Genomic DNA, 21,970 nt, shown 5'->3' with positions numbered 1-21,970 from the left:
CTAGAGTCGGAATCTGGCTTTTAGTCGCCGCCCACCCCTTCAAGTCTAAACATACAAGCTGGCTTGCCTGCGATGGCATCACCTGGGTGTACCTGATGTACCGAGGTGCCTGCATCGCAGCGATGCGGCGGTCCGACAAGCCAGCTCCCACAGAAAAGCAGATCTAACTCAGCTCTGGCTCTGGCTTTGTTTTTGATTTTGATCTTGGGCGCCCCGTCAAACACGCTGGCCGAACGCAGGCTTGAATCCGTGGGTAACCCGGCAGGACGCCGGGTTAGCCGCGCTGGGCCAAGGATGGCCCATCGCGGCGGCCCACGGATTCAAGCCTGCGTTCGGGCACACCGAGCCTAGGCGAGGTGCCGAGTGTTGGGGCAAGAGCGTTTTGCTTACTTTTGCGCTGTTCAAAAGTGAGCCGCCGTAAGGGCGGAACCATAAGCCGCCGTTACCTAAATAACGGATATGCCCCAACCCACATGTCCAATCATGCCCCTGTCCCACCTCAGCCATACCCACAACAATGGCATACCCCTCATCACACAAAGCCCCCACCATGAATGACCACATCGAATTCACCCACCTGGAAACCGAAGCCGACCTCATCGCCAGTTTCCCAGTCATGCACCAACTGCGCCCCCACCTCACCGACGCCCCAGCATTCGCCGAACAAATCCAGCGCCAACGGCAAAACGGCTACCACCTGCTGGCAGCAAAAGAACACGGCAAGGTAATCGGCCTCGCCGGCTATCGGCTGACCGAAAACACCCTGTATGGCCGCTTCATCTACGTAGATGACCTGGTCGTAGACGCCACGCAACAAAGGCGCCGCCTGGGCGAACACCTGCTGGACCGCGTACGCGAAGAAACCCGCGCCCGTGGCTACCGCTGGCTGGTACTGGACACCGGCATGCACATGGCCCTGGCCCAGCGCTTCTATTTCCGCCAGGGCCTGTTGCCCCTGGGCATGCACTTTTCCCAGGACCTGAGCCAATGACCCGCGCCCTGCTCCTCAGTTTCAGCCCCCACGGCAAAGCCGCGCAGACCTTCAAACTCGCCCGCGCACTGCTACGCGACCTGGTCCCCGACGCCGCGGTGACCGAGCGTGACTACGGCGGCCAGGCATTGCCGCCCCTGACCCGTGAATATGCCAACGCGCTGACCACCCCCGGCGGACTCAGCGGCAGTGCCACGGCACTCTCGGAACAATTGATTGTGGAATTGGAAGCCTGCGACCTGCTGATCCTGTGCACCCCCGTGCATAATTTCACCGTGCCAGCGGCGCTCAAGGCCTGGATCGATCATGTGGTGCGCATCCAGCGAAGTTTTACGGTGAATGAACAGTTCGCCAAAGTCGGCTTGCTACAGGACCGGCGCACCTTTGTGCTGGTCAGTTCAGGTAACGCCCGCAAGGGCCATGAGCCGGACTTCCTGACCCCGTACATGAGCACCATCCTGTCGACGGTGGGCATTCACTCGGTGGATTTCGTCTACCTGCCGGCCATGGTGCGCGGTGAAGAAGCGGTCAACCGCGCCCTGGAACAGGCGCACCGGCAACTCGCGGTGGCAATCAGCTCTGGCCTATAAAAATAATGGCGCTAGAATCAGCGCCATTCTTGCGCCTGACTTCCTGATACGAGCCCCCCATGAGCTTTGATTTCGACACGATCCACCCCCGCCTCGGCACCGGCAGCACCAAGTGGAACCGTTACCCACAAGACGTGTTGCCGATGTGGATCGCCGACATGGACATCGCCGCCCCGCCCGCCGTCCTGCAAGCCCTGCACGCGCGCCTCGACCAACAGGTGCTGGGCTACAGCGTCGCAGGGCCGGATGTGCGTGAGGCAATCATCGCCGACCTGTGGGCCAAGTACGCCTGGCGCGTGCAGCCGGATGAACTGCTGTTCCTACCCGGCGTCGAGCCCGGCTTCAATATGGCGCTGCACGCGTTTGTAAAACCGGGCCAGGCCGTGGTGCTGCAAACCCCCAACTACCGGCCGATTCGCCTGGCACCGGGGCACTGGAATCTGCCGCGCATCGAAGTGCCCTTCGAGTTGGTGAACGGCGAATACCTCACGCCAATGCCTGCGATGCGCCAGGCGCTGACCGGCGCGGGTGCGCTGTTGCTGAGCAACCCGCACAACCCCATGGGCAAAGTCTTCCCGCGCGAAGAACTGCTGGCCGTGGCCAACGCCTGCCTGGAACACGGCGCGCTGATCATTTCCGATGAGATCCATGCCGAACTGTGCTTCGACGGCCGTCGCCACATCCCCACCGCCAGCCTCAGCCCCGAGATTGCCCAGCGCACCATTACCCTGATGTCGGCGAGCAAGGCCTACAACGTCGCCGGCCTGAAGACCTGCTTTGCGGTGATCCAGAACGCCGAGATCCGCGAGCGCTTCAATAATGCCCGTTGCGGCATGGTCGACAGCGTCAGCCCCCTGGGCCTGGAAGCCACCCGCGCGGCCTACAGCCAGTGCAGTGATTGGCTCGACGCGCTGGTGCAGTACCTGCAAAGCAACCGCGACTACCTGCTCGACGCCGTGCAAACCCGCCTGCCTGGCGTGGTCATGCATGCACCACAAGGCACCTACCTGGCCTGGCTGGATTGCAGCGCCCTGGGCCTGGATGACCCGCAGCAGTTTTTCCTGGAACAGGCCAAGGTCGGCTTGAGCGCCGGTATCGAGTTTGGTGACGACAGCCAGCAATTCGTGCGCCTGAACTTCGGCTGCCCACGGGCCATGCTCGAAGAAGGCCTGCACCGCATGGAGCGCGCGTTGCGCAACCGTCAGGCCTAATTCACAACTTTTCGCAACGAGTGCCGAACCCCTGCTGTTACTGTTTTTGCCGACCGCCACAACCGGCTACAGCAGGAGTTCCATGGCATGACGACCCAGCCCCTCGATCGCTCGTCCGACCCCAAAGCCCTTCCCCGCACGCCGCCCAAGTCCGGCGCGCCGTTCCATGTGCTGCTCAAGAACAGCGCCAATAACAAGAAGGTCGAGGCCCACGACAAGACGCCGTCCGGGTTGGATGCCAGTAAGAAGGACGGCTACGAACTGGCCGCCAAGGATGCAACGCCACCGCCGGCACTGGCCGACTACAAGGCCATCGGCCCGCCCGATGAAGTCGGTCCGGGGCTGATTCGTTATGAGACCCAGGACGGCAAGAAAGTCATCGTCAGCGAACAGGACAGCCCCGAGCTGTTCAAGCAGGTCAGTACCGACTTCAAGTCCCTCTCCGGCGTGGTCGCCAGCCAGAATGCCGGCTACCAGAGCCTCGGCGCCGACGGCAGCGCCCCGGCAAAACTCGCCGACTACAAATCCCTCGGCCCACCGGATGAAACCGGACCGGGCGTGATCCGCTACGAGACCCAGGACGGCACCAAGGTCGTCATCAGCCAGCGCGACAACCCCGAAGCGTTCCAGAAAGCCAAGGACGCCTATGCCAGCTTCACCGGCCTGTCCAGCAGCGAAGACGCCGGCTACAAGCGCGCCAGCGACAATGAAGTGTGGCCACCCTACGGCGGCACGGCGGTTGGCCCGGTCGATGAAGTCGGCCCAGGCCTGATCCGCTTCGAAAGCAACGGCCAGAAGATGGTGGTGGCCCGCGACGACAACCCCAAGCTGTTCGATTACCTGGCCGGCCTGCATGAGGTCTACACCGATCCCGGCAAGAAAGCCGTGGTCGAAGGCGAGCTGAACAACGGCGCGGTGCTGGGCGACGCCAATACGCCAGTGCCGGGCCTCAACGATTACAAGAATTTCAACTGGAACAACGACCAGAAAGACAACATCCTCACCTATGAACTGCATGACGGCACCAAGGTCGTGGTGTCGGCCGACGTCAGTCCCGAGCTGTTCAAGAGCGTCGCCACCGCCAATGACACCTGGGCCAAGATCCACACCAGCGAAGGCGAAGGCTACAAGCTGGCCGGGCCGAATGACTTCCTGAAGAACACCGACATCACCTTCGGCTCCCCGGATGAACTGGGCGACGGCCTGATCCGCTATGAAACCAGCGAAGGCAAGGTCATCGTCTCCAAGGAACTCAGCCCGCAGCTCTACGACGATGTCGCGGCCAAGTGGGAAGCCTGGAGCGCCAGCTCGGTGGACGACACCCGCGCCAAGCACAACCTGCCCAAGGCCGATGAGCTGGATGTGCTGAACCTGGACACTGGCGTGCATGCCGATGAAAAGGACGATAAGTCGCCCACCCTCAGCGTCAGCGAGTTGGCCACCACCCAACTGATCGACACCTACCGCGAAGGCGTGAAGAACGGCTCGATCCCCAAGGACGACCCGCGCGCCAAGCTGGTTCGTGCCCTCGAAGCCCAGGCGGCCTACCAGAACGGCCACGGCATCACCGGCTACGAAGAGGCCAAGCGCCCGTTCAACACCACCTGGCGCGAGTTCGATGACAAGCAGACCGAGCTGACCTCGGCCGACATGCACGACATCATCGACGGCAAGGCCGTGCAAAAGCAGATCGGCGAACTGTTCAACGACCCGACCGTGCAGGCTGACTACAAGTCGAAGATGGACGAGGCAATCAACAAACTGCCCAACAAGGACGAGATCAAGCAGAAGCTGCTGGACCTCACTTCCAACCCGGATTACGTGCTGTACCTCAAGGACCTGCAAAGCCAGGGCAAGACCTTTGAGGCGCAAAAAGACCTCAGCGACACCCTGACGTCGTTGTCGCTGTTCGACCCGGAAGCCGCGAGCAAGGCCGCGCAGAATATCCAGGCCGACGGTTTGACCACTGACCTCAACGCGATCCTGTCGGACCCGAGCAAGATCTCCGACGAGAACAAGGAACTGGCGACCAAGGACCTGTTCGGCCTGCTCAAAGGCGTGCTCAAGGGCAACGTGCTGGACTTGCCGCGCCGTACCCAGGAAACCCTGGAGAAATTCCTCAACGAAGGCCTGCAAGGCAAGGAAAAATCCGCCGCGGTCACCAAGGCTCTGGAAGAGCTGGGCGCCGTCTACCAGAAAAACGGTGCGATCAGCGAAGCCGACCTGAAAACCGCCTTGAGCAAACCCTACATTCCGGTGGCCGATCGCGGCATGCTTGGCGAGGTGTTCAACACCCTCAACAGCAAGGGCATCCTTGGCTCCCTGGGCGCTGGCGTGAGCCTGTTTTCCGGGATTTACCAACTGGTGGGCAAAGGCGGCAAGCTGGGTGAAACCCCGGCGCAGCGCATGACCATCGCCAAGGACTTCCTGAGCTTTGCCGGCGGCTCCAGCCACTTCGTGCGCCTGGGCGACAAGATCGGTGAAACCCTGGGCAAAGGCGGCCTGGTGGACTTCCTGGGGTTGGACAAGACCTTACCGGAGATCTGGGGCAAGACCGGCATGCAGGAGCCGAACTTCGAATTCCGCGTCAGCGAATTGCCCTCCGAGGTCAAATCCAAGATCGCCACCGCCCTCGATGCCGTGCCGGACAGCCAGTACGACGGCATCGCCAAGATGTTCGGCGACGGCGACAAGGCCGTCACCGAGGCCACCGAAGGCCTGGCCACGCACCTGGATGACGGCCTGGCGGCTGCGGGTGCGGCCAAGCTGGGCGCGTCTAAATCGGCGAAGATCGCCGGTTCCGTGATCAAGGTGCTCGGCCCGGCCACGGACATTGCCGGCGGTTTTGCCGACATAGTGTTGGGTGCGCTGGCGATCAAGAGCGGCGTGAAAGACAAAGATCCCCTGGCCCAGGCGGCCGGCGGCCTGCAAGTGGCGGGCGGTGCGTTCGGTGCCTCGGCGGGCGTACTGGGGGCTGCAGCGCTGTTTGGCGCGGGCACGGCGGCGGCGTTGACCGGGCCGTTGTTCCTGGTGGGCGTGGTGTTGGCGGTGGTCGGCGGGATCATCGGCTACTTCGTCGACCACAACAAAAAGCAGAAGGCGACCGAGAAGGAAAACGACTGGTACCGCGACCTGGCCGGCGACGGTCTATTGCAGGACAACTGGGCTGACAAAGTCGAATACGCCCACTACGAAATCCACCATTACGGTGGTCGCGACGCCCCAACCGACGACAGCATCTTCCGCTTCCAGCAGTCGGAATGGGAACACTTCGACGAGACCCCGCAAAAAGGCGGTTCGTCGAGCAACCGGCTGGATGGGGGCTTGCACAAGGACTACGAAGACCCGAACAAGGCGCCGAAGAACTTGCCGACGGACGCACCGCCAGAGAAACCGGAGCCACATCCACCGGGTGGCAGTGGACCGAAAATCGCTTGAGTCATGAATGCCCCCGCCTGAGTGCGGGGGCAGTCATTTATAACTTGGCAATGGACACTTCGGTGGACTTCACAAACGCAATCACCTCACTGCCCACCTTCAATTCCAGGTCACGCACCGAACGGGTGGTGATCACCGAAGTGACAATGCCGGACGCGGTCTGCACGTCGATTTCCGACACCACTTCCCCCAGCAGGATTTCCTTGATCACGCCCTTGAACTGGTTGCGCACGTTGATCGCTTTAATGGTCATGTCGGCTTTCCTTTTGGCTGTTGGGTCAATCCGCACGAATGCGCAGGCCCTCAACATGCGCCATCGCCCAAAACATTAAAAGGAATATATAACTCTTTATTTATTCGATACAGATATATGAGAACTGTTGCCCAGCCAACAGTGCTTCAACAATCTGCCCTCTTCCGCCACAACTTAACGCCTCCTGAACCCCGGAAACACGCCTCCAGAGCACATGGCACAGAGACTGCATATTCCTATAAAGCATGATGGAACATGCAAACCAAATTTTCTGAATATAAGAAAAGCCTTCTCTTAACGCCTTGCCGGAGCTGTTCCATGAAAGCCTTCACCCAACGCCTATTCGGCGCCTGCGCCCTCGCGCTGTGCCTGCAACCCCTGGCCCACGCCGCCGACACCGATCCCGCCGAAGTCAACCTCGACTACGCCTATTACTCGCCCGTCAGCCTGGTACTCAAGCATTTCGGTTGGCTGGAACAAGCCTTGCCAAACTCCAAAGTGGGCTGGGTGTTGAGCCAGGGCAGCAACCGTTCCCTGGAATACCTCAACAGTGGCGGCGTGGACTTTGCGTCATCCGCCAGCTTGTCGGCGGTGCTGAGCCGCGCCAACGGCAGCCCGATCAAATCGGTGTACGTGTACAGCCGTGCCGAATGGACCGCGTTGGTGGTGCGCAAAGACTCGCCGCTCAACAGCGTCACCGACCTCAAGGGCAAGAAAATCGCCGCCACCAAGGGCACCGACCCGTACCTGTTCACCCTACGCAGCCTGCAACAGGCCGGGCTGAAAAAGGACGACGTGGAACTGGTGCACCTGCAACATCCGGACGGCCGCACTGCGCTGGAAAAAGGTGACGTGGACGCCTGGGCCGGTCTCGACCCGCACATGGCCGCCAGTGAAATCCAGGCCGGTTCGCGCCTGCTCTACCGCAATAAAGACTTCAACAGCTACGGCGTGGTCAGCGTCACAGAGAAGTTCGCCAAGGCGCATCCGCAGACCATCACCAAGGTACTCGGCGCCTATGAAAAGGCACGGGATTGGGCAGTGAAGCACCCGGATGAATTCGCCAAGCTGCTGGCCGACGAGTCCGGCCTGCCGCTGGAAGTGGCCAAGCTGCAACTCTCCCGCACCGACCTGAGCACGCCGTTCCTGAGCAGCAAGGACGTGGTGGCGTCCAAGGCGGCCGCGCCGATCCTGGTGTCGGAAGAGCTGGTGCGCAAAGGCGTGAACGTGGACCAGGTGATCGACCAGTTGATCGACACCTCGTTCGGCCACTAAGGAGCCCGTGATGACCAGCAAAACCCAAGCATTGCCCCTTGCCGCACCGGGGGTGATCAACCGCAGTGCCTGGCCAAGGCGGCTCAAGGGCCTGGTGTTGCCGGTGCTGATCCTGCTGGTGCTGGAGGTGGTGGTGCGCGTGGGTTGGCTACCGTCGTACCAGATGCCGGCACCCAGCGAGATCGCCGTGACCCTCACCGACCTGGCCGAAGGCGCATTGTGGAAGCACATCAGCGCCAGCCTTGGCCGGGTGCTGTTGGGCTTTGCCATTGGCGCCAGCCTGGCCCTGGTGTTTGCCGCCTGGGTCGGTTTGAGCCGCGAGGCCGAAGCCTACCTGGAACCGACTTTCGCCGGGCTGCGTTCGATCCCGAGCCTGGCCTGGGTGCCGCTGTTGCTGCTGTGGCTGGGCATCGACGAAACCTCGAAGATCGTGCTGATCGCGATTGGCGCGTTTTTCCCGGTGTACCTCAATGGCGTCGCGGCCATCCGCGATATCGACCGCAAGCTGGTGGAAGTCGGGCAGATGTACGGTTTCAGCCGGTGGCGGCTGGTGCGTCGGATCCTGCTGCCCGCCGCCCTGCCCGGCCTGTTCACCGGGTTACGCAGTGGCTTGAGCCTGGCGTGGATGTTTCTGGTGGCGGCCGAACTGATCGCGGCGACCAAGGGCTTGGGTTACCTGCTCAGTGATGGGCGGGAGACTTCGCGGCCGGATATCGTGCTGGCGGCGATTATCGTGTTGGCGCTGTTGGGCAAGGTCAGCGATGGCCTGCTCGCGGCACTGGAAACGCGTTGCCTGGCCTGGCGCGATACCTTCCAGGGAGCCGGGCAATGAGCGTGCAACCGCTGTTGGATATTCATGTCACGCGTAAAAGCTTCGCCAGCACCACCGTGTTGAAAGACGTGCGTTTGGCGCTGCAACCACGGGAAGCCGTGAGCCTGCTCGGCCCCAGTGGCTGCGGCAAAAGCACCTTGCTGCGCATCGTCGCCGGCCTGGAAAAGGACTTCCAGGGCGAATTGCGCAGTCCCGATGGCGAAGTGGCCTTTGTGTTCCAGGAGCCACGGTTGATGCCCTGGCTCACGGTGGAGCAGAACATCGGTTTCAGCGATGACAGCCACTACGACAAGGCCTGGGTCACGCAGTTGATCGAGGAAGTCGGCCTCAAGGGCTTTGCCCGGGCACTGCCCAAGGCATTGTCCGGCGGCATGGCGCAGCGGGTGGCCATCGCGCGGGGGTTGTATTCACGGCCGCAGGTGTTGTTGCTGGATGAGCCGTTCAGCGCAGTCGATGCGTTTACCCGTATGAAGCTGCAGGATTTGCTGCTGCAACTGGCCGAACATCATGCCATCGCCTTGTTGCTGGTAACCCATGACGTGGACGAGGCGCTGTACCTGAGTGACCGGGTGCTGGTGATGGACAACCGACCGAGCAGCATTCGCCAGGAATTGGCGGTGAATCTGCCGCACCCGCGTGACCGGCGTGATCCGTTGCTGGCGCAGCTCAAGGCGCAATCCTTGACTGAGTTGCAACGTGCCCATGTGATCTAGACGACCTTGCGCAAGGTCACCCAATACCGCGTCCGCGCCTGCACTTCCAGCCCCAGGCTTGAGGCCAGCAGGTTGAGGATGCGGTCGGTGTCGTCCAGGCGGAAGCTGCCGGTAACCCGCAACGATTCCAGGCTCGGCTCCCAGCGCAACACACCCGGTCGATAACGCTCCAGCTCCCGCAGAAAGTCACCCAGCGTCTGATTCTGCGCGGTCAGCACGCCATCGCGCCAGCCGAGTTGCAACACATCGAAAGGCACCCAGGTCCCTAGACCGCTGGCCTTGAGCGGCGCTTGCTGCCCACCTTGCAAGGTCGCCATCTGCCCGTTCAAATCGCGCACCTGGACCGAGCCCTTGAGCACCGACACCAGGCAACCGGCGGCCAGCTGCCGCACACACACCTCAGCCTGGCTGACCCGCAGCTCGCCGTAGCGTGTGTGCACGGTCATCGCCGTCGTGCCTGGCACATTTAACGCCAGCTCACCTTCAACCAGGCTGATGCGGCGCTGCGCCAGGTCCACGTCCACCGCCGTCGCGGTATTGAGCTGCAAGCTGCCGCCATCGGCCAGGGACATGCGTTTGCGCTCGCCGGTAGCAGTATGCAAGTCGGCACGCCAGGTCTCGATGGGCAATTGACGGCTGATCAACCACGCGGTCGGCACCAGCGCAGCGATACCCAGCGCACGCTTGAGCACGGCACGGCGTCCCGGTTGCGGACGGTCGAGGCTGGCCATCGCCAAGGCCTGGGGCAAGTCGCTGAAACGCTGGCGCAGGGTCTGGGCTTTTTGCCAGGTCTGTTCGTGCTGGGGGTGGCTGTCACGCCAATGCTGCAACGCGGCGTGATCACGCTCGGTGGCTGCGCCGGATTCCAGCAGCGCCAACCATTGCGCGGCGGCGCGGGCGACGTCGCGGCTCACAGATCCACCAGCAGGCAGTGTTCGTAGGCCTGGGCCATGTAGCGTTTTACGGTGCGTTCCGACACGTCCAGGCGCTCGGCGATCTCTCGGTAGCCCAAGCCTTCCAGTTGGCTCCACAGGAAGGCTCGGCGGACCAGCACCGGTAAGCCATCGAGCAATTCGTCCAGAGCTTGCAGGGTCTCCAGCACCAGCCAACGCTGTTCGGGCGACGGCACGCAGGTTTCCGGGAGACTCGCCAAGGCCTTCAGATAGGCCTGTTCAAGGCTGCGTCGCTGATGAAAATTCACCAACAGGCGCTTGCCGACGGTGACCAGATACGCACGCGGCTCCTGCATCTGCGCAATCGGCTGGGCGCTGGCGAGCACCCGCAAGAACGTATCCTGGCTCAGGTCAGCCGCATCCCAGGCATTGCCCAGGCGCCGGCGCAGCCAGCTTTCCAGCCAACTGCGGTGGTCGCGGTACAGGCTCGACAGCGTCAGTTCGGGGGCGAGGGTCGGAACAACAGCATCATTCATGGCAAGCGACCTGCGCGGCGCGAGTGAGTCTCAAATGAGATTCATTCTATTTAATATCGTGCCGACGCACCATGCCCTTTACACATCGCGTTCAAAGCATCGCGGCCTTCTGTCGCAACAAGTCGATAAACAACCCCAGCTCACGGCTCATCACTTCGCCTTTGCGCAACAACATGCCAAACGGCGCCAGTCGCACGTCGAGGGCCACCGGCAGCGCCACCACCAGGCCCATTTTCAGGTAATCACGCAGTGCACTTTCGGACAGCACCATCACCGCGTCGGTCAGTTGGATCAACTGCTGCATGGAGTACACCGAGCTGCATTCGATGATGTCCGCCGGGCTGGGCAGCGCCAGATCCTGCAGCGCCTGGTCGAAGCCGATGCGCGCCGGGCTGGTTTGCGGTTGCAGGATCCACGGCCAGTCGCGCACCAGTTCATCCAGCATCAACCGCTCACGTTGGGCCAAGGGGTGGCCCGCGTGCACCACCACCAGCAAGCGTTCGTTGCCCAGAGGTTCGAAGCTGTAGTGCTCGTTGTCGGTGGCGGCATTGCGGCGCGAGATAGCCAGGTCGATGCGTCCCTGTTCCAGCAACTGGATCACCTGGTCGCTGGTGTCGCCCATGATGCGGATACGCAGTTGCGGGTTCAGCGATTTGATCTGCGCGATGGAATCCATCACCAGGTCCGGTGCGGCGCCCATGATGGTGCCGATCGACAGGTAGCCGTAACCGCCTTGCTGTCGTGCCATCAAGTCTTCGGCGCAACGGTCCAGGCCGCTCAAGGCGGATTCGGCAAAACGGATCAACTCCTGCCCGAGCGCTGTAGGGCGCATGCCTCTAGGCAGACGCTCGAAGAGATCACAGGCAAACATGTCCTCGATTTCGCGCAGCATGCGCGTGGCGGCAGGCTGCGACATGTTCAGCGCCTGTGACGCACGGTGCAGGTTCTGGCTGGAGCTCAGCGCAACGAGCATATGCAGGTGCTTGTAGCGCAGGCGGTTGAACAGGCTGGGAGAGATCGCGGGACTGCGCATTTTTATCCTTGTTATCGATACCCTGAGGTTATCAGTTGTAAGCGAGATTCGATTTGTAGCGCATTGCTCGGCCGCCGTACAGTCCGTCCCATAAGAACAAAACATCGGACGCCACTATGAAAACCCTCCCCGCGCCCCTGCTCGCCAAGATTTCCTGGCGACTGCTGCCCTTCCTGCTGTTGATGTACATCATGGCCTTTCTCGACCGCGCCAACGTCGGGTTCGCCAAACAGGCTTTCCAGGCCGACACCGGTTTAAGCGACGCTGCCTTTGCGTTTGGCGCCGGCGTGTTTTTTGTCGGCTACGCGCTGCTCGAAGTGCCGAGCAACCTGATCCTGCACCGCGTCGGCGCCCGTCTGTGGATGTGCCGCATCATGGTCAGTTGGGGCCTGATTTCGGCGGCCATGGTCTTTGCGCACAACGAAACCAGCTTTTACGTGCTGCGCTTTTTACTCGGTGTGGCCGAAGCCGGATTTTTCCCGGGCGTCATTCTTTACCTTACCTACTGGTTCCCCCAGGCCGTGCGCGGCAAGGCCATGGGTTTCTTCTATTTCGGTGCGCCGCTGGCCTTCATCTTCGGTAGCCCGTTGTCCGGTTTGCTGCTGGAAATGGACGGGTTTGGCGGCATACACGGCTGGCAGTGGCTGTTCGCGGTGGAAGGCCTGATGGCGACCGCAGTAGGCATTTGGGCCTATTGGTACCTCGACAATCGCCCCGCCGATGCCCAGTGGCTGACCACCGCTGAACGCCAGCAGATCCAAAGCCTGCTGGACAGCGAAGACCAGCACAAAAGCTCCCACGGTCGCAGCCTGCTCACCGTGCTGTGCCAACCCTCGGTGTTGTACTTGTGCCTGGTGTACCTGCTGATCCAGGCCAGCGTCTACGGTGTGGTGTTTTACCTGCCGACCCAAGTGGGCGATCTGCTCGGCACCAAGGTCGGCTTGATGGTCGGGCTGGTCTCGGCCATTCCCTGGCTCTGCGCACTGTTTGCGGCTTGGTGGATTCCCAGCTACAGCGACCGTACCGGCCTGCGTCGCCAGACCGCCTGCCTGACCCTGCTGATGGCTGCCGCCGGCATTGCCTGCTCGGTGACCTTCGCCAACCCGCTGCTGGGCATGCTCGCGCTGTGCTTTGCCGCCTCGGGGTTCATCGCGGTGCAACCGGTGTTCTGGACTTTCCCCTCCAGCTACCTGGCCGGCAGCGCTGCCGCAGCCGGCATTGCACTGATCAATTCCTTCGGCGCCCTCGGTGGGTTCATCGCACCGGTCATCAAGCACTGGGCCGAAGGCGCCTTCAATTCCGCGGCAGCCGGCCTGTACCTGCTGTCCGCCACCACGGTACTGGCTGCATTGCTGGTGCTGGGCATCCATTCACCCGGCCGCACCGCGTCGAAAACGCCGGCCACTGTTTAACGCCAGGAGTCACATCATGGGTCATCTCACCATCAAACACGTCCGCGCCTTTGTACTGCGAGGCGGCGGCGCCGATTACCACGACCAGGCCGATGGGCATTGGATCGACGACCATATTTCCACGCCGATGAGCAAGTACCCCGAGTACCGCCAGAGCCGCCGCAGCTTTGGCATCAACGTGCTCGGCACCCTGGTGGTGGAGATCGAAGCCAGCGACGGCACCGTCGGTTTCGCTGTGACCACTGGCGGTGAACCGGCGGCTTACATTGTCGAGAAACACCTGGCGCGCTTTCTCGAAGGCGCCCGCGTCACCGACATCGAAAAAATCTGGGACCAGATGTACCAGTCCACCCTGTATTACGGGCGTAAGGGCCTGGTGATCAACACGATTTCCGGCGTCGACCTGGCGTTGTGGGACCTGCTCGGCAAAATCCGCCAGGAACCCGTGCACCAACTGCTCGGCGGCGCGGTGCGGGATGAGTTGCAGTTCTACGCCACCGGCGCGCGCCCGGATCTCGCGCAGAAAATGGGTTTTATCGGCGGCAAAATGCCCCTGCATCACGGCCCCAGCGAAGGCGAAGAAGGCCTGCGCAAGAACCTCGAAGCGCTGGCGACCATGCGTGAACGTGTCGGCCCTGACTTCTGGCTGATGCTCGATTGCTGGATGAGCCTGGATTTGAACTACGCCACCAAGCTGGCGATCGGCGCCCATGAGCATGGCCTGAAGTGGATCGAAGAAGCGCTGTCCCCAGACGACTATTGGGGCTATGCCGCCCTGCGCAACAACGTGCCCAAAGGCATGTTGGTGACCACCGGTGAACACGAAGCCACCCGCTGGGGTTTCCGCATGCTGCTGGAGATGGGCTGCTGCGACATCATCCAGCCCGACGTCGGTTGGTGCGGTGGCCTCACCGAACTGGTGAAAATCTCGGCGTTGGCCGATGCGCATAACGCAATGGTCGTGCCCCACGGTTCGTCGGTGTACAGCTATCACTTTGTCGCCACCCGCCATAACAGCCCATTCGCCGAGTTCCTGATGATGGCGCCCAAAGCGGATGAAGTGGTGCCGATGTTCCACCCGCAATTGTTGGGCGAACCGGTGCCGGTAAATGGCCGCATGCGCTTGTCGGCGCTGGACAAGCCGGGCTTTGGCGTTGACCTGAACCCGGACTGCCAACTGCACCGTCCCTACAACCGCTGAGGAACCCGCCATGAACATGCCCCGCAATGGCTTCAAGGCCGCCCTCGCCAAGGACGCCACCCAATACGGCATCTGGGCCGGTTTCGCCACCGGCTACGCTGCCGAGATCGTCGCCAGCCTGGGATACGACTGGATGCTGATCGACGGCGAACATGCACCCAATACGGTTCCGAGCGTCCTCAACCAGTTGCAGACGGTCGCACCGTACAGCACCGCGCCCGTGGTGCGCGCCGTCAACAGTGACGCCAGCCTGATCAAGCAACTGCTCGATATCGGCGCCCAGACCTTGATGATCCCCATGGTCGAAACCGCCGAACAGGCCCAGGCCCTGGTGCGTGCCATGCGTTACCCGCCCCACGGCATCCGTGGCGTCGGCGGCGGTCTGACGCGCGCTACGCGCTGGGACGGCGTGGACAATTACCTGAACACCGCCCATGAGCAACTGTGCCTGATCGTGCAGGTGGAGTCGCGCCTTGGCGTGGAAAACGTCGCCGCGATTGCCGCCGTAGAAGGCGTTGACGCCGTGTTCATCGGCCCCGCTGACCTGTCCATCGGCCTGGGTCACGCCGGCAACCCCGGCCATCCCGAGGTCCAGGAGCGCATCAAGCACGCCATCGACGCCACCCTCGCCGCCGGCAAGGTCAGCGGCATCCTGGCGCCCAACGAAGACGATGCACGCCGCTATCAGGCCTGGGGTTGCCGCTTTATCGCGGTGGCCATCGACATCAGCCTGCTGCGCCAGAGTGCCCTGGCCACCCTTGCCCGCTATCGCCCTGCTGCCGAAACGAAAGCGCCTTCGCGTACTTATTGAGGAACTTGCCCATGTCATCCGTTCCCGTTTACCAGAATTTCATCAATGGCCGCTTCAGCTCCAGCGAAGCGCACATTGACGTGCTCAACCCAGCCACCGGCGCCTTGCTGTCGAAGGTGCCGGCGTCCACCGCCGCCGAGGTCGACCAGGCCCTGGCCGCCGCACGCCAGGCGCAAAAGACGTGGGCGCGCAAACCCGCCATCGAACGTGCCGGGCACCTGCGCCGCATCGCCGCCAAGCTGCGCGAGAACGTGGCGCACCTGGCGCGCACCATCACCCTGGAGCAAGGCAAAGTCAGTGGTTTGGCGGAGGTGGAAGTGAATTTCACCGCCGACTATCTCGACTACATGGCCGAGTGGGCACGCCGCATCGAAGGCGAGATCATCACCAGCGACCGTCCCAATGAAAATATCTTCCTGTTCCGCAAGCCGTTGGGCGTGGTGGCCGGCATCCTGCCGTGGAATTTCCCGTTCTTCTTGATCGCGCGCAAAATGGCGCCGGCGCTGCTCACCGGCAACACCATCGTGATCAAGCCCAGCGAAGAAACCCCGAACAACTGCTTCGAGTTCGCCAAGCTCGTCGCCGAAACCGACCTGCCCGCCGGGGTGTTCAACGTGGTCTGCGGTGACGGCCGGGTCGGCGGCGCGCTCACGGCGCACACAGGCGTCGACATGATCAGCTTCACCGGCAGCGTGGCGACCGGCTCGCGGATCATGACGGCCGCCGCACCGAACATCACCAAGCTCAACCTGGAACTGGGCGGCAAGGCACCGGCCATCGTACTGGCAGATGCCGACCTGGAGCTGGCGGTCAAAGCCATCCGCGATTCGCGCATCATCAATACCGGCCAGGTGTGCAACTGCGCCGAGCGGGTGTACGTGGAGCGCAAGGTTGCCGACCAGTTTATCGAACGCATCAGCGCAGCCATGTCCGCCACCCGCTATGGCGACCCTATCGCCCAGGCGGACGTGGAAATGGGCCCGCTGATCAACCGCCAGGGCCTGGACAGCATCAACCGCAAAGTACGCACCGCCCTGAGCCAGGGCGCAACGTTGGTCAGCGGCGGGAAGATTGCCGACTTGGGTGCGGGTTTTCACTTCCAGCCGACGGTCTTGGCTGGATGCCGCGCCGACATGGAGATCATGCGCGAAGAGATCTTCGGTCCGGTGCTGCCGATCCAGATCGTCGACGACCTCGACGAAGCCATCGCCCTGGCCAACGATTGCGACTACGGCCTGACGTCGTCGATCTACACGCGCGACCTGGGCAAGGCCATGCACGCGGTGCGCGAAATCGACTTTGGTGAAACCTACGTCAACCGTGAGAACTTCGAGGCCATGCAGGGCTTCCATGCCGGCGTGCGCAAATCCGGCATTGGCGGTGCCGACGGCAAGCACGGCCTGTACGAATACACCCACACCCACGTGGTTTACCTGCAGAGCTGAGCTGGTTAATCGGGGTCGGGCGCGCTAGCGTGCTGGCCCCTCCGAATTTGCTTTTGATAAGGACTGCGTCATGCCCCTGACTGCCTACAGCGGCCCAATCATCGACAGCCATTTGCACTTGTTCGATCCACGTCGCCCCGAGGGCATTCCATGGCCTGAACCCGGTAACCGGCTGTATGCCGCGCACCTGCCGGCGGATTACTGGGCCCTGGCCGCACCGCACAATGTGGTCGGCGCGATTGCCGTGGAGGCCAGCCCGTGGCGCGACGATAACCGCTGGCTGCTCGACACTCTGCGCAGCGAACCGCGCATGCTCGGCTTTGTCGGCAACCTCGACCCGCTGCACGCCGACTTCGCCAACGACCTCGACGCGTTGACCAATGAGCCGCTGTTTCTCGGCCTGCGCTACGGCAATCTGTGGGATCGCGACCTGCTGCAAGACCAGGCGCGCCCTGGCTTTATCGACGGCCTGCGCCAACTCGCCGCCAGCGGCCGTGGCCTGGACAGCGCCAATCCGAATCCGCGTCTTGTCAAAGGCCTGTTGCAGTTGAGCGATAGGCTGCCCGAGCTGCGCATCATCATCGACCACCTGCCCAACGCCCAGGTGCCGTCAGGCGAAGAGGCGGCCTATCACGCCGACCTCCTGCGCCTGGCCGAACGCCCGAATGTGTTCGCCAAACTGGCGGAGATTCCCCAGCTCGGCCCTCAAGGCTTGATCACCGACACGGCGTTCTACAACGATCGCTTGGCGGTGTTGTGGGAAGCCTTCGGCGAAGACCGCTGCTTCTTCGGCAGCGACTGGCCCAACAGCGATCACCTGGCGGATTTCGCCGCCACCCTGGGCCTGGTCAAGCGCTGCGTTGCCGGTAAACCCGAGGCGGTACAAGCCAAATTCTTCCTGCACAACGCGGTGCGTATCTACACGCCCAGCCATGGAGCGCCCTGATGCAGACCCGTGCCTTTCGCATGAACCTCAACCCCGGCCAGGCTGATGAATACCGCAAGCGCCACGACGACATCTGGCCCGAACTAGCCCAGGCCTTGCTCGATGCGGGTGTGGTGGATTACCGGATTTTCTTCGATGAGCCGGGCAATGCGCTGTTCGCCGTGCTGACCCACGAAGACGTCCACGGCCTGGACGAGCTGCCCGGCACGGCACTGATGCAGCGCTGGTGGGCCTACATGCAGGACATCATGCCCAGCCACGCAGACGCGTCGCCGATCAGTGTTGACCTGCTGTCCATGTTCCAACTGACGCGCCCCTGATCCAACCGACGCACAACAACAATAAAAAGGATTCGACTACGTGGAAATCATTCTCCTTGGTGTGATTCTGCACTTTATCGGCGGCTTCGCTTCCGGCAGTTTCTACATCCCCTACAAGAAGGTCCGCGGCTGGGCCTGGGAAAGTTACTGGATCACCGGCGGCCTGGTGTCCTGGCTGATCGTGCCGCTGATCGCGGCGCAACTGACGGTGCCCGGATGGGTGGACATCCTGCGCAACGCCGACACCAGCACCCTGCTCTGGACCTACCTGTTCGGCGTGTTGTGGGGCATCGGCGGGCTGACATTTGGCCTGACCATGCGCTACCTCGGCTTGTCCCTGGGCATGTCGCTGATCATGGGCCTCACCTCGGCCCTCGGCGCATTGATGCCGGCGCTGTACCGCGACCTCTTCACTACAGAAACCGAAGGTACGCTGACCTCGATGCTGGCCTCGCAAGGCGGGCATTGGGTGTTGTGGGGCGTGGCCGTATCGCTGGTCGGTATTGCAGTGTGCGGCAAGGCCGGGCTGATCAAGGAACGGGAAGTGTCCCAGGCGGTGAAGTTCGCCAGTGTCAGCGAATTCTCCCTGGGCAAGGGCATGCTGGTGGCGGTGATTTCCGGCGTACTGAGTGCGTGTTTCAGCTACGGCATTTCCGCCGGACGACCGCTGGCCGCCGCTGCTGTAGAGCACGGTGCCAACAGCCTGTTCCAGAACAACGTGACCTTCATGGTGATCATGTGGGGCGGTCTCACCACCAACGGTATCTGGTGCCTGTGGCTGAATTGGCGCAACCGCACCTTCCATAACTACACCGACCGCAGTACCCCGCTGCTGGGCAACTATCTGTTGGTGGCGATTGCCGGCACCCTGTGGTTCCTGCAGTTTTTCTTCTACGGCATGGGCGAAAGCCGCCTGCAGAACGACGCCAGCTCCTGGGTACTGCACATGTCGTTCATCATCATCGTGTCCAACTGCTGGGGCCTGTATTTCCGCGAATGGCACGGCACCAGTGCGGCCAACAAAGGCGTGCTGGTGGCGGGTATCGCGGTGATCCTCGGTGCGATCGCCATGGTCGGCTACGGCAATTATCTCGGCTGATGCCGCTTATTTTTTGAAGGAGAGTTTTATGTTGCTTGCAGACAAAACCGTGATCATCACCGGCGCCTCCCGTGGTATCGGCCGCGCCGCCGCCCGTGAATGCGCGCGCCAGGGTGCCCGCGTGGTGATCGGCCATAGCGGCAGCGGCCAAGGCACCGAGGCAGCACACTCGTTGATCGAGGAGATCAAGGCCTTCGGCGGCCATGCCATCGAAGTGGGTGGCGACGCCGCCGACCCGGACACCGGTGACAAACTGGTGGCCGGCGCAGTAAAAGCCTTCGGCAGCGTCGACGTGTTCGTCAACAATGCCGGTATCTGCCCGTTCCACTCGTTCCTCGACATGCCCCGCGAGGTCTACCTGAAAACCGTCAACACCAACCTCAATGGCGCCTACTTCGCCGTACAGGCAGCGGCCAACCAGATGAAAAACCAGGGTCGCGGCGGCGCGATTATCGCCGTCAGCTCCATCAGCGCCCTGGTCGGCGGCGGCATGCAGACCCATTACACACCCACCAAGGCCGGCCTGCATTCGTTGATGCAATCCTGCGCAATTGCCCTGGGGCCGTACGGCATTCGCTGCAACTCGGTACTGCCGGGCACCATCGCCACCGACATCAACAAGGACGACCTGGCCGACGAGGAAAAACTCGCCTACATGACCTCACGCACGCCGTTGGGTCGCCTGGGTGAGCCGGACGACATTGCCGGCCCGATTGTCTTCCTCGCGTCCGACATGGCGCGCTACGTCACCGGGGCCTCGCTGCTCGTCGACGGTGGCTTGTACGTAAACCTCCAGTAACACCCCGCTCCTCCAACCACCACAGTTCCAATGTGGGAGCGGGCTTGCTCGCGAATGCAGTGTGTCAGTCACATGATTCATGCCTGAACCACCGCTTTCGCGAGCAAGCCCGCTCCCACAGGGGCCTCTGTGTGCCTGAAGTTCGAGTTCCACCCCAATAAAAACAACAATCCAAGGAGCTTTCCATGCGCATCACCCTACCCCTGGCCCTGCTCTGCAGCGCCATGTCCACCTGCGCCTTCAGCGCGGGTTTACTGGACCCAAACTCCCCCGCCATGCTCGGCGACTGGAACGGCCTGCGCCCGCAACTGGCCGAGCAAGGCTATGACTTCACCCTCAAGTACGTCGGCGAGGTCGGTTCCAACCTCGGCGGTGGCTACAACTCGCATACCACGGCACGCTGGAGCGACCAGTTGATTCTCGGTGTGAACATGGACCTGCAAAAACTGCTCGGTTGGCAAGACGCTACCTTGCGCATCGGCATCGGCGAGCGTCATGGCAAGGACATCACCAACGACCGCGTGCACCAGCCCAACGCCACTGGGTTGACCTCCACCATGGAAGTGTTCGGCGGTGGCAATGCCTGGCGGCTCTCGCAGTTCTGGTACGAGCAGAAATTCTTCGAGCGCAAATTCGCCTTGAAACTGGGGCGCTTCGGCCATGGCGAAGACTTCGATCAGTTCCCCTGCGAATTCCAGAACGTGACCCTGTGCGGTTCCCAGGAAGGCAACTGGAATGGCGTGTGGAACAGCTTCCCCATCAGTCAGTGGGCAGTGCGCGCCAAGTACCAGTTCTCCGACGAGTTTGCGGTACAGGTCGGAGCCTACGACAAGAACCCCGGCAACGCCGAAGCCAGCAATGGCTTCAAACCCTTCATCAGCGGCTCCCAAGGCACCAGTTTTCCCATCGAAGCCATCTGGAAGGGCCGGGTAGCTGGGCTGAACTCCGAATACCACCTGGGTTACTACTATGCCAACGCGGACACCAAGGACATGCTCAAGGATGCCGACGGCAACTTTGCCGCCAGCTCGCAAAAGCCCTATCGGATGTATTCCAGCAACGACGGCTGGTGGCTGTCGGGCCAGCAGCAGTTGACCACGGTCGACGGCAACAACAAGCGCGGGCTCAACGTATTCGCCAACCTGACGATGAATGACCCGGACAAGAGCGTGATCAAAAACCTGATTCAGGTCGGCCTGATCTACCGAGGCCCGTTCGATTCACGCCCAGACGACACTTTTGGTATTGGCGCGTCGAAACTGCAGGTCAGCGACCGCTACACCCGTAACACGCAGATGCTCAACGCCGCCAATGGCGTAACCGCCACTGATGACCCGCTGTACGTGCCCGAGCAGCGCCGCGAATACAGCTACGAGATCAACTACGGCGTGCAGGCGACTAAGTGGCTGATGGTGCGGCCCAACCTGCAATACGTGAAGTACCCCGGCGGGCTGACGCAAACCACCGGTGCGGTGGTCGGCGGCGTGCAGTTTATTGCCGACTTCTAGTCTTTCTCTGCATCAAACAACTGCCCGCGCCCCACCACGCTGGCAGGCTTGAGTAGCGCACCTGGCGCCAATACCGCATTGGCGCCGATCCGGCACTGGTCACCGAGCAGCGCACCAAACTTGTCGCAACCGGTGCGTTGCAATACACCGCCAACCCGCACCTGCACTTCCTTGTCATCACGCTCATTGCGGTAGTTGGCGACGATACTCCCCGCTTCCAGATTGATCCCCTGCCCCAGCACCGAATCACCGACAAAGTTGAAGTGCGCCAGCTTGCTGCCGCTGAACACGAAGGACGTCTTCAACTCAGCGCCGGGACCGATGATGCAGTGTTCATCCAGCCAGCAACCGCCACGCAGCAGCGAGCCGCTGGCGATAAAACAGTGGGCACCGATGATCAGTGGCGGCTTGAGCAAGGCACCCGCCTCGACCATGGCGGTGCGGTGGATGGCGATTTCATCCTGAATGACGTATTCGTCGGCTGGCAGTTCGGCCAACAATTGGCGAACGATGGCGGGCGCCTGGCTGACCAGTGCCCAAGGCGCCAGGTCGGCCCACGGCGCAAGGCGGGATTGAGCGATCGGGGCGATGTAGTCGGTAAGTCGGATCAACGTTTAATCCTCTAACGGTCAGAGAAGCCCGAAACGCTAACATGCACACACGA

The 21,970-nt window shown here is 62.1% G+C and carries 21 protein-coding genes; 16 read left to right on the top strand and 5 right to left on the bottom strand.

The annotated features are described in order from the left end of the window. Positions 1-550: 550 nt before the first annotated feature. The 4 genes from ACP7BX_RS16360 to ACP7BX_RS16345 all read left to right on the top strand — a co-directional run bounded on the left by ACP7BX_RS16360 (position 551) and on the right by ACP7BX_RS16345 (position 6,230). Entirely contained in the window at positions 551-991 is a 441-nt protein-coding gene (locus tag ACP7BX_RS16360) for a GNAT family N-acetyltransferase (protein WP_426132124.1), read from the top strand. Further along, positions 988-1,581, top strand: a complete 594-nt coding sequence (locus ACP7BX_RS16355; RefSeq protein ID WP_038844011.1) for an FMN-dependent NADH-azoreductase — start codon at positions 988-990, stop codon at positions 1,579-1,581. Before ACP7BX_RS16360 ends, ACP7BX_RS16355 begins: the two co-directional genes overlap by 4 nt. Before the next feature lie 59 nt (positions 1,582-1,640). Further along, positions 1,641-2,792 (top strand): MalY/PatB family protein, encoded by a 1,152-nt coding sequence (locus ACP7BX_RS16350; protein ID WP_426132123.1) that lies wholly within the window; start codon positions 1,641-1,643, stop codon positions 2,790-2,792. Positions 2,793-2,879: 87 nt separating this feature from the next. Continuing rightward, a complete protein-coding gene (locus ACP7BX_RS16345) occupies positions 2,880-6,230 on the top strand; it encodes a hypothetical protein (RefSeq protein ID WP_426132122.1) in 3,351 nt (1,116 codons plus the stop codon). Between the two features lie 37 nt (positions 6,231-6,267). On the opposite strand, the gene ACP7BX_RS16340 is transcribed toward ACP7BX_RS16345, so the two are convergent. Further along, entirely contained in the window at positions 6,268-6,483 is a 216-nt protein-coding gene (locus ACP7BX_RS16340) for a TOBE domain-containing protein (RefSeq protein WP_003173733.1), read from the bottom strand. Positions 6,484-6,801: 318 nt separating this feature from the next. On the opposite strand from ACP7BX_RS16340, the gene ACP7BX_RS16335 reads away from it, so the two are divergent. Genes ACP7BX_RS16335 through ACP7BX_RS16325 form a run of 3 tightly spaced genes read left to right on the top strand, consistent with a single transcriptional unit; the run spans position 6,802 to position 9,303 of the window. Further along, positions 6,802-7,758 carry an aliphatic sulfonate ABC transporter substrate-binding protein gene (locus tag ACP7BX_RS16335; protein WP_426132121.1) on the top strand — a complete coding sequence of 319 codons (957 nt, stop codon included), beginning with the start codon at positions 6,802-6,804 and terminating at the stop codon, positions 7,756-7,758. A gap of 10 nt (positions 7,759-7,768) precedes the next feature. Continuing rightward, complete coding sequence (locus ACP7BX_RS16330; protein ID WP_426132120.1) at positions 7,769-8,590, top strand: ABC transporter permease; 822 nt, start codon at positions 7,769-7,771, stop codon at positions 8,588-8,590. Beyond that, on the top strand, positions 8,587-9,303 hold the full coding sequence (locus ACP7BX_RS16325) for an ABC transporter ATP-binding protein (protein WP_426132119.1): 717 nt from the start codon (positions 8,587-8,589) through the stop codon (positions 9,301-9,303). Before ACP7BX_RS16330 ends, ACP7BX_RS16325 begins: the two co-directional genes overlap by 4 nt. Here the strand turns inward: ACP7BX_RS16325 and ACP7BX_RS16320 are convergent. The 3 genes from ACP7BX_RS16320 to ACP7BX_RS16310 form a co-directional block, all read right to left on the bottom strand. Beyond that, on the bottom strand, positions 9,300-10,217 hold the full coding sequence (locus ACP7BX_RS16320; RefSeq protein WP_426132118.1) for a FecR domain-containing protein: 918 nt from the start codon (positions 10,215-10,217) through the stop codon (positions 9,300-9,302). The two genes, ACP7BX_RS16325 and ACP7BX_RS16320, sit on opposite strands and share 4 nt — an antisense overlap. Then, entirely contained in the window at positions 10,214-10,732 is a 519-nt protein-coding gene (locus ACP7BX_RS16315; protein WP_033901645.1) for a sigma-70 family RNA polymerase sigma factor, read from the bottom strand. Before ACP7BX_RS16315 ends, ACP7BX_RS16320 begins: the two co-directional genes overlap by 4 nt. A gap of 91 nt (positions 10,733-10,823) precedes the next feature. Beyond that, complete coding sequence (locus tag ACP7BX_RS16310; RefSeq protein ID WP_426132117.1) at positions 10,824-11,765, bottom strand: LysR family transcriptional regulator; 942 nt, start codon at positions 11,763-11,765, stop codon at positions 10,824-10,826. 116 nt (positions 11,766-11,881) lie between these two features. Between ACP7BX_RS16310 and ACP7BX_RS16305 the strand changes: the two genes are divergently transcribed. The 9 genes from ACP7BX_RS16305 (at position 11,882) to ACP7BX_RS16265 (ending at position 21,306) form a co-directional block, all read left to right on the top strand. After that, a complete protein-coding gene (locus ACP7BX_RS16305) occupies positions 11,882-13,177 on the top strand; it encodes an MFS transporter (protein ID WP_426132116.1) in 1,296 nt (431 codons plus the stop codon). 16 nt (positions 13,178-13,193) lie between these two features. Then, positions 13,194-14,378, top strand: coding sequence for an L-rhamnonate dehydratase (gene rhmD, locus ACP7BX_RS16300; protein ID WP_095016037.1), 1,185 nt, complete (start codon positions 13,194-13,196; stop codon positions 14,376-14,378). A gap of 10 nt (positions 14,379-14,388) precedes the next feature. After that, entirely contained in the window at positions 14,389-15,189 is an 801-nt protein-coding gene (locus ACP7BX_RS16295) for an HpcH/HpaI aldolase family protein (RefSeq protein WP_426132115.1), read from the top strand. A gap of 11 nt (positions 15,190-15,200) precedes the next feature. After that, on the top strand, positions 15,201-16,634 hold the full coding sequence (gene aldA, locus ACP7BX_RS16290; RefSeq protein WP_426132114.1) for an aldehyde dehydrogenase: 1,434 nt from the start codon (positions 15,201-15,203) through the stop codon (positions 16,632-16,634). Positions 16,635-16,704: 70 nt separating this feature from the next. Continuing rightward, the gene (locus tag ACP7BX_RS16285) at positions 16,705-17,580 is read left to right on the top strand and encodes an amidohydrolase family protein (RefSeq protein ID WP_177113928.1); all 876 of its coding nucleotides are present in this window, start codon (positions 16,705-16,707) and stop codon (positions 17,578-17,580) included. Further along, positions 17,580-17,900, top strand: a complete 321-nt coding sequence (rhaM, locus tag ACP7BX_RS16280; protein WP_426132113.1) for an L-rhamnose mutarotase — start codon at positions 17,580-17,582, stop codon at positions 17,898-17,900. Before ACP7BX_RS16285 ends, rhaM begins: the two co-directional genes overlap by 1 nt. Before the next feature lie 40 nt (positions 17,901-17,940). Next, positions 17,941-18,999 carry an L-rhamnose/proton symporter RhaT gene (gene rhaT, locus ACP7BX_RS16275; protein ID WP_426132112.1) on the top strand — a complete coding sequence of 353 codons (1,059 nt, stop codon included), beginning with the start codon at positions 17,941-17,943 and terminating at the stop codon, positions 18,997-18,999. A 28-nt stretch (positions 19,000-19,027) separates the two neighbouring features. After that, positions 19,028-19,798 (top strand): SDR family NAD(P)-dependent oxidoreductase, encoded by a 771-nt coding sequence (locus tag ACP7BX_RS16270; RefSeq protein ID WP_426132110.1) that lies wholly within the window; start codon positions 19,028-19,030, stop codon positions 19,796-19,798. A gap of 185 nt (positions 19,799-19,983) precedes the next feature. Continuing rightward, positions 19,984-21,306: a carbohydrate porin gene (locus tag ACP7BX_RS16265; RefSeq protein WP_426132109.1), complete on the top strand. Its 1,323-nt coding sequence runs from the start codon at positions 19,984-19,986 to the stop codon at positions 21,304-21,306. Here ACP7BX_RS16265 and ACP7BX_RS16260 read toward each other — a convergent pair. Beyond that, positions 21,303-21,917, bottom strand: a complete 615-nt coding sequence (locus ACP7BX_RS16260) for an LpxA family transferase (protein ID WP_426132108.1) — start codon at positions 21,915-21,917, stop codon at positions 21,303-21,305. The genes ACP7BX_RS16265 and ACP7BX_RS16260 overlap by 4 nt on opposite strands. Positions 21,918-21,970: the final 53 nt, after the last annotated feature.

Source organism: Pseudomonas sp. DWP3-1-3b3 (assembly GCF_049896305.1).
GTDB lineage: Bacteria > Pseudomonadota > Gammaproteobacteria > Pseudomonadales > Pseudomonadaceae > Aquipseudomonas > Aquipseudomonas azotoformans_A.
Note: the sequence above shows the minus strand (reverse complement) of the source record. Positions and strands in the feature narration are given on the sequence as shown.